Origin of the sequence: Nitratidesulfovibrio sp. SRB-5 (genome assembly GCF_019931275.1) — a bacterium.
Taxonomy (GTDB): Bacteria; Desulfobacterota; Desulfovibrionia; order Desulfovibrionales; family Desulfovibrionaceae; genus Cupidesulfovibrio.
On sequence record NZ_JAIOTY010000001.1, the window covers coordinates 1,038,859 to 1,052,394 of the forward strand.

Sequence of the window (13,536 nt, forward strand, 5' to 3'; positions counted from 1 at the left end):
AAATGACCTGTGGCCCCGACCATGAGAACGTGGGGGATCATGAGGAACTACATCGCCTTTTGTCGTCACAGTCAAGACATGAAACAAGGGATGCAGCGGAGGTGTGTTGCAGTGCGGCTGCAATTGAGGTGAGTGCGGAAATTTTGCGCATGTTTTTTTGCGAATTCGTGACCGCATCCGTCGGTATCAGGCATGCCGCGCGAGTGACGAATAGCGCGAAGTGCATCATGCGTCTGACTATTTGCATAAGTTGTGTCTATCGAATCGTGTTGGTTGAATCGGCTATTCCGCTTTGTGGACCTTCCGCGCGGCGTATAGGGTGGGCGCCACTACCCATTACACGCGGAGGTGTTCATGCGTCAGTTGCAGGACGAGGGGCGGCGCGGGTTTCTGCGCGCCTCGCTGACCGGGGTGGCGGGGCTGGCCGCCGCTTCCCTGCCGGGGGCGGCGCAAGCCGCGCCATTCCCCGGCGGCAGGTTGCAGGTGTGGTCGTGCGGGGGGCTGGCAGAGGCCATGCAGCCCGCCCATGCGGAGTACGAACGGCGCAGCGGCGCGGCGGTGGTGTACACCGGTGCGTTTGCGGCGGCGCTGGGCAAGTCGCTGCTGGGCAGCGGCTCGACAGAGGTGTTCGCCGGGCGGGTGCTGGACCTTGCCAAGAAGCTGCGCGCGGAAGGGCGCATGACCTATTTCAAGCCGCTGTGCTTCACCAGCTATGTCATCGTCACGCCCACGGGCAATCCGGGCAACGTGCGGTCGGTGGACGACATGGCCCGCAAGGGCGTGCGGGTGGCCATGGCGCCAGAGGCGTCGCCCCCCGGCGGCGCGGCGGTGGTGGGGTTGCTCAAGAAGGCGGGGTGCCTGGATGCGGTGATGGCCAACGTGGTCAACCCCGGCACCTGCGTGCAGCGCTCGGTGGAGGCGATTACCACCGGCAAGGCCGACGCCATGATCGTGGAACTGCGGGTCACCCGCCTGCCCCAGTTCGCGGGCAAGCTGGACATCGTGGAAATTCCCGCAGGGCTGTTTCCGCCGCCGCCGCTCACCTTCACCGTGGGCGTCATGCAGGAGGCGCGTGACCGCGCCCTGGCCGACGACTACGTGGCATGGGTGACGTCCCCCGAGGGGCAGGCGCACTTCGAGCGGGCCGGGTTCATCCCCGCCATTTCGCCGCGCGGGCAGGAACTGGTGGAAAAGCTGGGGGTGAAGGATGTCTGATGCGGGCGTGAGCACCGTGCATGCGGCGGGCGGCACGGCCAACCTGACGGAACTGAAGCCCCGTACCGTGCGCCAGGACGCGCGCGCCCGCGCCGTGCGCCTGTGGAACCGGGCGGCGCAGGCCGTCATGCTGCTGCTGATCGGCCAGTGGTCGTTCTACGGCATCTTCCGCTGTCCTTTCGTGGTGCCGTACATCAGCTGCCAGAACTGTCCGGTGGTGGCCTGCCACGGGCGGCTGTTCACCATGTTCTGGGGCGTGTGGGCCGGGTGGCTGGCGCTGGCGGCCCTGTTCGGACGCGCCTTCTGCGGGTGGGCCTGCCCCGGCGGCACGGTGAACCGCCTGCTGGGCCTGTTTGCGCCGCTGCGCCTGAAGCCCGGCGGCCTGGCCGCGCGCCTGCTGCCCTTCGGCAAGTACGGCGGGCTGGCGCTGGCACTGTGGGCCTACTTCGTGCTGGGGCAGCCGCGCGTCAACGTGCCCATCCGCACCGGGGAATTCTTCGGCGCGGTGGCCCTTACCTTCGAACACGCCATGCCGCTGTGGCTGGTGCGCACCTGGGCGGTGGCGGGCATCCTGGCGCTGGGCGTGGCGGTGTCCGCCGCGTGGTGCCGCTTCGCCTGCCCGGCGGGCGGCGTGCTGGAAGCGGTGCGCCGCTTCGCGCCGTTCTCGGTGTACAAGACCGACGCCTGCAACGGCTGCGACAGGTGCCGCAAGGCCTGCTACATGGCCACGCGGCCCGAGGAAACCAACTGTACCAACTGCGGGGACTGCCTTGGCTCGTGCCCGCAGGACTGCATCGGCATGGGGCGGAAGCCGCGATGAACGCGGGCGATTCGCGCCATCCGTGCTTTACCGCCGGGGCGCACGGCACGCACGCGCGCATCCACCTGCCGGTGGCGGCGGCCTGCAACATCCGCTGCGGCTATTGCGACCGGCGGCACGACTGCGTCAACGAGTCGCGCCCCGGCGTGACCAGCCGCGTGCTGAACCCGGTGGAGGCCGCGCAACTGGTGGACCGGGCCGTGGCCGCGCTGCCGCACCTTTCGGTGGTGGGCATTGCCGGGCCGGGCGATCCGCTGGCCAGCCCCGGACCCACGCTGGAAACCCTGGCCCTGGTGCGCCGGGCGCATCCCGGCCTGTTGCTGTGCCTGTCCACCAACGGTCTGGCCCTGCCGGACCATGTGGATGCACTGGCCGCGCTGGGCGTGGGGCACGTCACCGTGACCCTGAACGCCGTGGACCCGGAGGTGGGCGCGCGCCTGTACGCCCATGTGACCGGCGATGATGGCCTCGCGCTGCATGGCGCGGAAGGTGCGGCGCACCTGCTGGCCCGGCAGGAGGAGGGGCTGTCGCGCCTTGCGCGGGCGGGCATTGCCGTGAAGGTGAACACCGTGGTGGTGCCCGGCGTCAACGATGACCACGTGGAGGCGGTGGCCCGGCGCGCCGCCGCGCTGGGAGCATCGCTGATGAACTGCATCGGGCTGATTCCGGTTGCGGGTACGCCGCTGGGTGGCGTGGAAGCGCCGGGGCCGCGACTGATGGACGCCGTGCGCGCGACGGCGGGGCGTCATCTGCCCCAGATGCGCCACTGCGCCCGCTGCCGGGCAGACGCCGCCGGACTGCTGGGAGACGGCGGCACGCTGGGCGGGCTGGGGCTGCTGCCCTTGCAGCCGGAGCACCCGCACCGTGGGCATGGCCTGCCGGATACGGCGGGCATGCCTCCCTGTGCCGGGCGGCGGCGCTGCGATTGAGACCACCGTGGTCCGGGGAATGCCCAACGCGCCTGCTGATCGAACTGCATGAAAAACAGAAGGACGCCGCCCCAACACGGGCGGCGTCCTTCTGACTGCTGACAACCCCAAATTCTTCCGGGGGAGGGGCCCTTTTGGAAAAGGGTCTCCTCCCCCGGCCCCCTCCCCCCAAAACTTTCATTTGTGCTCCCTGCACATTCCGAAAGCACAAAACATGGGGCTTCCAAGGGGCGGCAGCCGCTCTGCGATCACCATCCGTAATGCTCGCAAGCTCGCATAACGGCTGCTGTCCTTGGCCGCCGGAGTCGTCCAGAAACAGAAATTGTCAACAACCCGGGACGCCGCCCCATCACGGGCGGCGTCCTTTCTCGTTTCCGGGTGGCGCCTTGCGCGCCGGATCATTTTTCCGCGCCCCAGACCTGTTCCAGCCGCTTGTCGCGTCCGCAGCCGGTTCGATAGTAGGCGTAGCGGATGGGATTCTTGCGGTAGTAGTCCTGATGGTATTCCTCGGCGGGCCAGAAGGTGGAGGCGTCTTCTATGCCGGTGGCCACCGGCTTGCCCAGGCGTGCCTCCGTCGCCTTCTTGCTGGCCTCGGCGACCTCGCGCTGCGCCGCATCGGCCACGAAGATGGCCGAGCGGTACTGGCTGCCCCGGTCGCAGAACTGGCCGCCCGCGTCCAGCGGGTCCACGTTGCGCCAGAAGACGTCCAGCAGCGTTTCGTACGTCACCCTGGCCGGGTCGTAGGTAACCCGCAGGGCTTCGGCGTGGCCGGTAAGGCCCGAGGACACCTGCTTGTAGGTGGGGGAATCCACGTTGCCCCCGGTGTAACCGGAGGTGGTTTCAAGCACGCCGTCCAGTTGGTCGAAGGGCTTTTCCATGCACCAGAAGCAGCCCCCGGCGAACACGGCGGTGGCCGTTGCGGCGGCCTGGCGGGGGGGCGCGACTGCATCGTCCTGCGCGGCGCGGGCCGTGGCGGGCAGCAGCAGGGCGGCCAGCAACAGGGCAGAAAGAGGAAGAAGATGCGCCAGCGCGGCCAGTGCCGACGTTGCGGTCTCGATGAACGGGGACTGAAGCAGGGTGGACATGATGCGTACTCCCTTGCCGGAGGCGGTGCGCCGGAAGTGGCGCGCCCCTTCGGGCATCATGTCAGATATAGCACGCCCGCGCCGGGAGTACAGGGGGATTGGGGCGACGTGGTGGCGGCGCGGGTGTATCGGCGGGACATGCCGGACGGTAGGCGCGGACGGCGGCGCGAACGGCGGTTGGCTATCCCCCGGCCCACATGTTCGCCAACCGCTGGCGGTGGTGCAGCAGGATGTCGCAGTAGTCCAGTTCCATGCCCAGCATCTCCCGGTCGCCCCTGCGCAGCCATTCCGACAGCCAGCCGAAGCGGGATGCCAGCACCATCAGCGGCAGATGGCGCAACATATCGGCCCCCATTCCGGCAAGCTCGTACGGGGCCACGCCCTGGCGCAGCGCGGTGGTGAACCCGGCGGCAAAGCCGCGTCCAAGGCCAGAGGGGTGCTCGAAACCCACGCAGCCGATGCAGTTGGCGGCGTCGTACAGCGCGGGCTGCGCCCCGGCGAATTCCCAGTCGATGACCCCGCGCAGCGCGGCCAGCGGTTCGCAGGTCGGTGGTCCGCTGCCATCCGCCGGGGCGTCGTCGCCTTTGCCGCAGGGCGCCCAGATCAGGTTCAGGGGGTGGGCATCGCCATGGGCCAGCACCACCGGTTGGGCGGCCAGCACGTCGGGCAGGGCCTCCAGCGCGTCGCGTACCGGGTGCAGGCGGCGGGCGGCCTCCGGCAGGCGGCGGGCCACCGCCTCGTGCAGCCCGGCGATGAACGCGGGCAGCGGGGGCACCGGCGCGGGGGGCAGTCCGGCGGGCAGGTTGTCACCGGCCCGGTGCAGGGCCAGCAGCAGGGCGGCCACTGCGCGCCCGCGCCAGTCGTGGTCCAGATAGTCGGGGCGGGGCGGTTCCGCGCCGGGCACGAAGGGCGAAAGCTGCCAGTACCCGGCATGGGGCGGGGTGTCCGCCTTGAGCACATGGCGCAGGTCGCCATCCTCCACCGGCAGATACGCGGGCACCAGCGCGGCCAGTTCCGGGCCGGACACGGCAGGGTCCGCCAGTTGCGCCAGCAGGTCGCCCATGGCCTCGCGCCGGGAAACCTGCGTCGGGGCCAGCCGTTCCAGCATCCACAACCGCCCGTCGTCGCCCTGCACCGCCGTGCGGGTCAGGCAGCGTTCCGGGCTGCCGGGCAGGGGAAATTCCGTGGCCAGGCGGCGCGGGGTGATGCCGAAACGGTACAGCAGGTCGAGCATGAAAACTCCGGGGCGGTTGGCGTGGAGGCTGCGGTGGCCGGAAAACGGAAGGGCGCAGTGTTCCATGCCGGGGGCGCCGTGTCCAGTTCGGTCAGGGGCGGCAAGGAGACGGCAAGGATCTGCCAGGGCGCGGCAGAGGAAATGCGGCATACGGAGCGGACCGCGCGTCCGGACCTTTCCCGGCATTGCCACGGTCGCCGGGGCAACGTAGTATCACCCGGCGTTGCGGTCCCGCGTTCCGCGTTCCGTGTCCGAACAGCCCGGCCCCCGGCCATTCCGGAGTGTTTCCGCCGTGACCTTCGCCGAACTGCCCCTTGACGCCCGCCTGCTGGCCGGGGTGGAAAGCATGGGCTACCATCTGCCCACCCCCGTGCAGCGCCGGGCCATTCCCGCCGCGCTGTCCGGGCGCGACGTGCTGGCGCTGGCCGCCACCGGCACGGGCAAGACCGCCGCCTACGCGTTGCCGCTCTTGCAACGCCTGCTGGAAGGGCCGCGCGGGCAGGTGCGGGCGCTGGTGGTGGCCCCCACGCGCGAACTGGCCGAACAGATTCACGACCATATCCGACGGCTGGGCTCCATGACCCGCCTGCGCTCCACCACCATCTACGGCGGGGTGGGCATCATGCCGCAGACCCTGCGGCTGCGCACCGGGGTGGAGATCGTGGTGGCCTGTCCCGGGCGGCTGCTGGACCATCTGCGGCGCGGCCACCTGAACCTTTCCGCCCTTGACGTGCTGGTGCTGGACGAGGGCGATTCGCTGTTCGAACTGGGTTTTCTGGCCGACGTGCGGACGCTGCTGGCCGCCGTGCCCGCGCGGTGCCAGCGCATGCTGTTTTCCGCCACGTTGCCGCAGGCCGTGCAAGGCCTGGCGGGCGAGGCCCTGCGCGACCCCGTGACCGTCAGCGTGGACGCGCAGGCCCCGGCGGCCACCGTGGACCATGCCCTGTATCCGGTGCCCGCCCACCTCAAGACCCCGCTGCTGAAGGCCATGCTGCGCGCCCGGCTGCTGCCCGGCGTGGCTGCGCACGCCGGGACGGCCCATGAGCCCGGTATGCCCGGTATGCCCGATATGCCCGATATGCCCGATATGGCGGACATGCCTGATGACATCGGCGGCGGCATTGATGACGAGGGTGACGACGGCTTTGACACCGACGAAGGTGGCGCTTTCGCCGGGGATACGGCCGGCGGCCATCCGCCCCTGCATTTCGTCGAGGACGAACCCCTGGCCGGCGCGGTGCTGGTGTTCGTGCGCACCCGGCACGGGGCGCGCCGCCTGTGGCAGCAACTGGCTTCCACGGGGCTGCGCGTGGGATGCCTGCAAGGCAAGCTTTCGCAGCGGCGGCGCCAGGCGACCCTGGACGGGTTTCGCACCGGGCGCTACGCCGTGCTGGTGGCCACCGACGTGGCCGCGCGCGGGCTGGACATTTCGCGGGTGACCCACGTGGTGAATTACGACGTGCCCGCCACGGCGGACGCCTACATCCACCGCATCGGTCGCACCGGTCGCGCCGCCCGCGCGGGCACGGCCATGACCCTGGTGGCCCCCGGCGACGAGACGGCGGTGCGCCACATCGAGCGCGCCCTGGGCGGCCCGGTGACCCGCTGCCGCTTCGAGGGCTTCGACTACGGCGCGACGGCGCGCAGCCCGGAAGGGGCGCGCCCCGCCTTGCCGCCCCGGCAGGCCCGCCTGCCCGGCGGGCGCAAGCCGCAACTGCAACCCGCCGAGGCCCCGGAACCGCCGCGCCAGCCCGTCCGGCCCCGTCCGGCCCGCCATGCCGTGCCCCCGGCGGCCCAGGGCGGCGCGCCGCAGCCGCAGGGGCAGCAGGCGGCCAAGTCCGCCCGGCCGCAGCCCGGCCCCGGCACTTCCGGGCATGCGGGGCAGGATGGGCGCGCCAAGGCCGGTCGGGACGGCATGGGGCGCGAGGGTGGGGGACGTGGCCCTTCCGGCGGCTCCGGTTCCCACTCCGCAGGCTGACAGGCATCCCGGCCCGCGCGGAAGCGGCAGGGGGCCGGAACACGATCCGGCGACCCCGGTCCGGCACCCGGCGCATCGGCTTGAACCACGGCGCGCCCTTTGCTACATCCTGTGTCCTCATGCGGGATCGGAAGGCCGTTTCCGTGCCCGGCAGATCGTGACCGGTCCAAGCGGGCCAACGCGCACGGCCAGCCGGTCCCCAGAACACGTTTCAATCCGCGTGCCCACGCACGCTTCATCCGGAGGTTCGCATGCCCTCGTTCGACGTGGTCAACAAGGTCGAGATGCAGGAACTCGACAACGCCGTGAACAACGTGAAGAAGGAAGTGGACACCCGCTACGACTTCCGCAATTCCGTCACCGAAATCGAACTGCATCGCGGTGACAAGCGCATTCACCTGCTGGCGGGCGATGAAATGAAGATGCGCGCCCTGCAGGACATGCTGCAATCCCACTGCATCCGTCGCAAGGTCGATCCCAAGTGCCTGGAGTTCAAGGATATCGAGCCGACGTCCAAGGGCCAGGTCAAGCGCGACGTGGTGATCCAGGAAGGCATCACCAAGGATGTCGCCCAGAAGATCGTCAAGAAGATCAAGGATTCTAAACTGAAAGTGCAGGCCGCCATCCAGGACGACCAGGTGCGCGTGACCGGCAAGAAGATCGACGACCTTCAGGAAGTCATCCAGTTGCTGCGGGGGGAGGAGTTTGGCGTGCCTCTTCAGTTCGTCAACATGAAGGCCTAAGGGCTGCCTCCTGATTGTCTTTTTGTCCGTTGGCTTTGTTAAACTTCGCCTGCCATATCGGTCGAATACGATAAGAGTATACTCCCTCATGGCAGGCTCGTTTTCCTCGCCAACGAACAAAAATCCTAATCAGGAGACAACCCTTGGCGCATCGAGCGCTCCCCGCTGACTGTGCTTCTTCGCTGGCTGCGTTGCGGCACACCCCGGCTTCCTCGACGTAGCGCTGCTACGCCGTCGTCGCCGTGGCGCACCACGCCTTGCCTTGGGGGCCGCCGCCGCGTTTCGCCATCGCAGGCCGCCCCCTCGCCCTGCCCGGTGCGTGGGCGGAGGCGGGTACTGGCCTGTGGGCGGAAGATAGTGGTGAGTGGAAGGCGTGTGCTTTCGGGCGTAACAGCCTCAACGTGGTAGATATCCAAAGACAACCGCCCGGATACTTCTCGTATCCGGGCGGTTGTCTTTGATGTTTTGCAGGCCCCGAGTTGTTTGGGGACGTTCGATGCGGTTGGACCGTTCTCTTCGTACTACCCGGCCCGCCCTGCGCGCACGGCGGCGGCAAAGGTTTCCAGGTCGTTGGGCTGCCCGGGGGTGTGGTCTTCCGGGTAGAGCAGGGCGGACATGTAGAATACGGAATCGATGCGCAGGGCGTTGGATGCGCTGGAGGCAAAGCGCGACAGTCGGTCGGCGATGGCCTCGCGCTCGTGCCCCTCGAACTGGGGCAGCAGGTCGCGGGCACGGTCGGGCAGAGATGCCAGCAGTTGCGCCTTGCGGCGCATCAGGTCGCGGTAGGCGTCCTGGTCCTCGTTCCGGTGCAGCGCCTGTTCGGCCTCGTGTTCGATGTCGCGCACGGCGGCGGCCATTTGGTCAAGCCAGAGTCCAAGGGCTTCGCGTCCCTTGCGGGCGTCGGGTTCGGTGGCGGGCATGGATGGCACCTCCTGTTATGGCCTTAGTACCCTTGTGCAGGTCGGGGCGCAAGGGTTGCGTCCCGCGCCTTGGGCCGTACTCCCTGGGCCGAGGCGGGGGCAGGCTCGCGGAGAGGGACGGCGAACCGGATTGCAAAGGGGCGGGGCGTTGCGTGCGCCCCGCCCCTCTTGTGTGGCTGATCTGGCTGATGGATGCACGCGGGGGCGGCGCCCCGGCGGCTTGTCGCGCGGCCTAGCGCCGCAGTTCCAGCCGCACGCCCCTGCCCGACGTGCCGCCCAATGCTCCGCCGGACATTTGCGAATCGTGGGCGTCGCGCCGGTAGGAAGCGCTTTTGAAGAAGTCGCACTTGGCGCAGTTGCCGATCTTCTTGGCAAAGGTTTCCTGGATGCTGCCGCCGCAGAAGGTGCCGGTAACCCCGGCACAGCTGAAGCCGTGGTCGGGCCAGGCGGGGCAGATGCCCATTTCCTTTTCCTTGGCGCCCCCCTTTTCGCGTCCGCACTTCTTGAATTCCCAGCAGGGCACGGCCTTGCCCGCCATGGCGGCTTCGGTCGCGTCGTCGGCCTCGCCGGTGGCGGTAATGCGCGCGACGGTGCGCGAAAGGTCGCTGGAACGCCCGGCCAGGCTGAAGATGTCCTGCGCGGCATGGTTCATCATGTCCATGGTGCGCCCGGCAATGCCGGTAATGGCCTCCACAGCGCGGTTGATCTCGGCGGATGTGGCCGACTGCTGCTCTGCGGCGGTGGCGATGGACTGCACCTGGATGCTGGTGTTGTCGGTAAGGGCAAGGATTTCCGACAGCGCGGTGCCGGAATCCTGGGCGCGGCGGGCGGCCTCGTTGACGGCGGCGCGGGCTCCGTCCATCTCGCGGGCGGCTGCGCGCGAGCTTTGCTGGATGCCGGTAATCACCTCGCTCACCTCGCGGGTGGCGTTCATGGTCTTTTCGGCCAGCTTGCGCACTTCGTCGGCGACGACGGCGAATCCGCGCCCGGCGTCACCGGCGCGGGCAGCTTCGATGGCGGCGTTCAGCGCCAGCAGGTTGGTCTGGTCGGCGATGTCGGAAATGACGTTCATCACCTGGCCGATGTTGCCCGCCTGCGTGTCCAGCGCGCCCACGCGTTCTGCCAGCTGGCCGATGACCTGCTCCACGCCGTCGATGTGCGCCACCAGTTCGTTCACCTGCCGGGCGCCATCCATGCTGCGGCGGCGGGTTTCGGCGGCCTGGTCGGCGGCGTGGGCCGCGTTGCGGGCCACTTCCATGACCGTGGCGTTCATCTGTTCCATGGCGGTGGCGGTTTCCGCCGTGCGCTCCTGCTGGCTGCCCGCCCCCGCGTTGGCTTCCTGGATCAGGGTGGCCAGGTCTTCCGCGGCGCGGGTCACTTCGCCAGCCGCCGACATGGAATCGGCGGCAAAGCGTTCGATGCGCGACGACGTGCTGGCCAGGGTACACTGCGCGGCGCGCAGCCGGGTCATGTCGCGCAGCAGCACGAAGCTGCCGTGGGCGCGGCCCGCTGTGTCGGTGATGGGGCAGGCGGACACCGCAAGGTGGATCAGGCAGGATGCGCCGGGGGCCGCGCCGTTGCCCGTTGTCCCGCAGGCCAGGGGGATGACCAGTTCGCCCTTGGCGGCGCGGCACTCGCGGATGTTGCGCAGCAGTTCCGTTCCGGCTTTGTCCGTGGGGGCGGGACGCAGGCCCACGGCGTCAAGGGTTCCGGGGAGGGCGACGGGTGATGTGGTGCCTGTGTCGAGCAGGGCCAGCAGGGCCGACGAGGCGCAGGTGACCATGCCCTTGGCGTCCAGCAGCAGGTAGGGGACGGCATCGTCCGGGTGATTGGCGGCAGTGGGGGCGGCCTGTCCACCTTGTCCGGCCTGTCCGGCCTGTCTGGCTTGCCCGGCCTGTCTGGTCTCTCCATCAAGGGCTTCCAGCATGGCCTGCCCGGCGGCGGCATTGCGCAGTGCCTCGTCGCGCAGGGCGGCTATGGCGGCGGCGGCTTCGGCCAGGGCGGCGGGTGTGCTTCCGGCGGCGGGGCCGAGGCCCTTCAGCGCTGCATCGTGCAGCAGGCGTGCGTCGGCCGCCTGTCCGCGTGCACGGCACACCAGCATGCCGACTGCGGCGATGCACGCCACAGCCAAAGTGGCGATGCCGTGCAATACGGAAAACGTGCCGGATACAAGCGGCACCAGGGCAGCCACACTGGCCGCGAGAAGGCCGGTGGCCATGGCACAGAACAATGCTTGTGAAGAAACGTGGCGCATGGATACCCCATGGGATTGTGGCGTGCGCGCCATTTCCCATGGCGCTTGATGCGGCGGTAGTGCTGCGTCTATCTCTTGCCGTGCGCACATGTCAATGTTAGCACATATTTACGCATGCTTTTGTGTTGCAATGATAACATTCCGGTATCGCAGAGTTTTGTGGACTTGTTTTGTCCGGCTTGCTCAGGGGGCGGTTGCGCGCTAGACTGATTGATTGAACGCTATATCCGGTTGTTGGCGGACTCTTTTCGGACATTTGTTCGGAGATGCGTTTTTTTGTCCGGTATTTTTGCGGAAACATATATTTCTGGTGGGATACGCGCATGGCATTGCTGGGCATTCAGGACGTCACGCTCAACCTCGGCACCGGCAAGCTGCTGGACGGGGCCAACCTGCACGTGGAGCAGGGCGAACGCATCTGTCTTGTGGGGCGCAACGGCGCGGGCAAATCGACGCTGTTGCGGCTGATGGCCGGTGACCTGCGCCCCGACGCGGGCGAGGTGGTGCGCACGCCGGGTTTGCGCTTTGGCAGCATGCCGCAGGAGGTGCCGGTGGACATGACCGGCCCGGTGTTCGGCATAGTGGCGGGGGGACTTGGACCCGAGGGCGAGGCGCTGGCCGCCTTTCACGTGCTGGAGGCCGCGCGCGAGGCGGGCCGCCCCGTGGATGAGGCCGCCCTGGCGGCGGCGCGGCGCGGGCTGGAATCGGGCGAAGGGTGGGAGCATTACGGCGACGTGGTGTCCGTGTGCAACCACCTGCGTCTGGACCCGGAACGAGAGTTCTCCACCCTGTCCGGCGGGCGCAAGCGCCGGGTGCTGCTGGCCCGCGCGCTGGTAGCGTCGCAGGATCTGCTGCTGGACGAACCCACCAACCACATCGACATCGACACCATCGCCTGGCTGGAAGATTATCTGATGCGCCGCGCGCGCACGCTGGTGTTCGTCTCGCACGACCGGGCCTTCGTGCGCCGTCTGGCCACCCGCATCGTGGAGGTGGACCGGGGCAAGCTGCATTCCTATGCCTGCGGGTACGACCAGTATCAGGAGCAGCGCGAGGCCCGGCTGGAGAACGAGGAACGCCAGTTCGCCCTGTTCGACAAGAAGCTGGCCCAGGAAGAGGCCTGGGTGCGCCAGGGCATCAAGGCCCGGCGCACCCGCAACATGGGCCGGGTGCGCGCCCTGTACGCCCTGCGCGAGGAACGCGCCCGCCGCCGCGAACGGCAGGGCGGGGTGGCCATGCTGGCGCAGGAGGCGGAACGCTCTGGCAAGCTGGTCATCGAGGCGCGCAACGTGTGCTTCGCCCACGAGAACGCCAGGTCGGTGCTGCGCGACTTTTCGGCGCTGATCCAGCGCGGCGACCGGGTGGGGCTGATCGGCCCCAACGGCTCCGGCAAGACCACCCTGCTGCGCCTGCTGCTGGGCCAGCTTGTTCCCCATTCCGGCGAGGTGCGCCACGGCACCCGGCTGGAAATCGCCTATTTCGACCAGTTGCGCACGGCGCTGGACGGCGAGAAGTCGGTCATGGACAACGTGGCCGAGGGCGCGGACACCATAGAGGTCAACGGCAACCGCCGCCACGTGGCCGGGTACCTGCGCGATTTCCTGTTCGAGCCGGACCGGCTGCGCCTGCCCGCCAAGGTATTGTCCGGCGGCGAGCGCAACCGCCTGCTGCTGGCCAAGCTGTTCACCCGGCCCTCCAACCTGCTGGTGCTGGACGAACCCACCAACGACCTGGACGTGGAAACGCTGGATCTGCTGGAGGAACTGCTGGCCGAATACCAGGGCACCGTGCTGCTGGTGAGCCATGACCGCGCGTTCCTTGACGACGTGGTGACCAGCACCCTGGCCTTCGACGACGACGGCAACGTGCGCGAGTACGTGGGCGGCTACACCGACTGGCTGCGCCAGCGCCCGAAGCCGGTAGCCGATGCCGCCGGAAAGGATGGCGCCAGTGGCGAGGCCGCCCCCCGCAGGAACGGGGAGGGCGACGGCCCGGGCAACGGACAGGCGGACAACTCCGCTGGCCCCGGTTCCGGTACCGCCCAGATTCGCAAGCTGACCTTCAAGGAACAGCGCGAACTGGCCGGGCTGCGCGAGGAACTGGCGGCGCTGCCCGGCAATCTGGACGCGCTGGAGCGCGAACAGGCCACGCTGGAAGCCCGACTGGCCGAGCCGGACTTCTTCACCACCGATCCGGAGGGCTTCAACGCCGCCGCCGCGCGGGTCACCGCGCTGGAAGGCGAGCAGACCGCCCTGCTGGAACGCTGGGAAGTGGCGGAGGCGCGCATCGCGGAACTGGCCCAATTTCGTGAGTAGCCGTGAATGACCGCGAATAAGCGGCGCGGCATGATATTCCGGG

At 68.8% G+C, this 13,536-nt stretch carries 10 protein-coding genes; 6 read left to right on the forward strand and 4 right to left on the reverse strand.

Going from position 1 to position 13,536, the window contains the following annotated elements:
* Positions 1 to 354 precede the first annotated feature (354 nt).
* Genes K6142_RS04090 through K6142_RS04100 form a run of 3 tightly spaced genes read left to right on the forward strand, consistent with a single transcriptional unit; the run spans position 355 to position 2,964 of the window.
* The gene (locus K6142_RS04090; RefSeq protein ID WP_190245046.1) at positions 355 to 1,215 is read left to right on the forward strand and encodes a substrate-binding domain-containing protein; all 861 of its coding nucleotides are present in this window, start codon (positions 355 to 357) and stop codon (positions 1,213 to 1,215) included.
* Positions 1,208 to 2,035 (forward strand): 4Fe-4S binding protein, encoded by an 828-nt coding sequence (locus K6142_RS04095; RefSeq protein WP_190245047.1) that lies wholly within the window; start codon positions 1,208 to 1,210, stop codon positions 2,033 to 2,035. The genes K6142_RS04090 and K6142_RS04095 overlap by 8 nt, the downstream gene beginning before the upstream one ends.
* Positions 2,032 to 2,964, forward strand: coding sequence for a radical SAM protein (locus K6142_RS04100; RefSeq protein WP_223290361.1), 933 nt, complete (start codon positions 2,032 to 2,034; stop codon positions 2,962 to 2,964). The genes K6142_RS04095 and K6142_RS04100 overlap by 4 nt, the downstream gene beginning before the upstream one ends.
* Positions 2,965 to 3,362: 398 nt before the next feature.
* Here the strand turns inward: K6142_RS04100 and msrA are convergent, their stop codons facing one another.
* A complete protein-coding gene (gene msrA / locus K6142_RS04105; RefSeq protein ID WP_190245048.1) occupies positions 3,363 to 4,049 on the reverse strand; it encodes a peptide-methionine (S)-S-oxide reductase MsrA in 687 nt (228 codons plus the stop codon).
* A gap of 181 nt (positions 4,050 to 4,230) precedes the next feature.
* The gene (locus K6142_RS04110; protein ID WP_223380756.1) at positions 4,231 to 5,283 is read right to left on the reverse strand and encodes a phosphotransferase; all 1,053 of its coding nucleotides are present in this window, start codon (positions 5,281 to 5,283) and stop codon (positions 4,231 to 4,233) included.
* A gap of 292 nt (positions 5,284 to 5,575) precedes the next feature.
* On the opposite strand from K6142_RS04110, the gene K6142_RS04115 reads away from it, so the two are divergent.
* Both K6142_RS04115 and K6142_RS04120 read left to right on the forward strand, forming a co-directional pair.
* A complete protein-coding gene (locus K6142_RS04115) occupies positions 5,576 to 7,261 on the forward strand; it encodes a DEAD/DEAH box helicase (RefSeq protein ID WP_223380757.1) in 1,686 nt (561 codons plus the stop codon).
* A gap of 251 nt (positions 7,262 to 7,512) precedes the next feature.
* Positions 7,513 to 8,004: a YajQ family cyclic di-GMP-binding protein gene (locus K6142_RS04120; RefSeq protein WP_015946675.1), complete on the forward strand. Its 492-nt coding sequence runs from the start codon at positions 7,513 to 7,515 to the stop codon at positions 8,002 to 8,004.
* A gap of 521 nt (positions 8,005 to 8,525) precedes the next feature.
* Here K6142_RS04120 and K6142_RS04125 read toward each other — a convergent pair.
* Positions 8,526 to 8,924, reverse strand: coding sequence for a hypothetical protein (locus tag K6142_RS04125; RefSeq protein WP_015946676.1), 399 nt, complete (start codon positions 8,922 to 8,924; stop codon positions 8,526 to 8,528).
* 232 nt (positions 8,925 to 9,156) lie between these two features.
* The gene (locus K6142_RS04130; RefSeq protein WP_223290303.1) at positions 9,157 to 11,025 is read right to left on the reverse strand and encodes a methyl-accepting chemotaxis protein; all 1,869 of its coding nucleotides are present in this window, start codon (positions 11,023 to 11,025) and stop codon (positions 9,157 to 9,159) included.
* Between the two features lie 476 nt (positions 11,026 to 11,501).
* On the opposite strand from K6142_RS04130, the gene K6142_RS04135 reads away from it, so the two are divergent.
* Positions 11,502 to 13,493: an ATP-binding cassette domain-containing protein gene (locus K6142_RS04135; protein WP_190244504.1), complete on the forward strand. Its 1,992-nt coding sequence runs from the start codon at positions 11,502 to 11,504 to the stop codon at positions 13,491 to 13,493.
* The last annotated feature ends 43 nt before the right edge of the window (positions 13,494 to 13,536 follow it).

What these genes read in the sequence shown, in the direction of transcription:
- K6142_RS04090 (WP_190245046.1), top strand. Translation starts at nt 355, where the DNA reads ATGCGTCAGTTGCAGGACGAGGGGCGGCGCGGGTTTCTGCGCGCCTCG.
- K6142_RS04095 (WP_190245047.1), top strand. Translation starts at nt 1,208, where the DNA reads ATGTCTGATGCGGGCGTGAGCACCGTGCATGCGGCGGGCGGCACGGCC.
- K6142_RS04100 (WP_223290361.1), top strand. Translation starts at nt 2,032, where the DNA reads ATGAACGCGGGCGATTCGCGCCATCCGTGCTTTACCGCCGGGGCGCAC.
- msrA (WP_190245048.1), bottom strand. Translation starts at nt 4,049, where the DNA reads ATGTCCACCCTGCTTCAGTCCCCGTTCATCGAGACCGCAACGTCGGCA.
- K6142_RS04110 (WP_223380756.1), bottom strand. Translation starts at nt 5,283, where the DNA reads ATGCTCGACCTGCTGTACCGTTTCGGCATCACCCCGCGCCGCCTGGCC.
- K6142_RS04120 (WP_015946675.1), top strand. Translation starts at nt 7,513, where the DNA reads ATGCCCTCGTTCGACGTGGTCAACAAGGTCGAGATGCAGGAACTCGAC.
- K6142_RS04125 (WP_015946676.1), bottom strand. Translation starts at nt 8,924, where the DNA reads ATGCCCGCCACCGAACCCGACGCCCGCAAGGGACGCGAAGCCCTTGGA.
- K6142_RS04130 (WP_223290303.1), bottom strand. Translation starts at nt 11,025, where the DNA reads ATGCTGGTGTGCCGTGCACGCGGACAGGCGGCCGACGCACGCCTGCTG.
- K6142_RS04135 (WP_190244504.1), top strand. Translation starts at nt 11,502, where the DNA reads ATGGCATTGCTGGGCATTCAGGACGTCACGCTCAACCTCGGCACCGGC.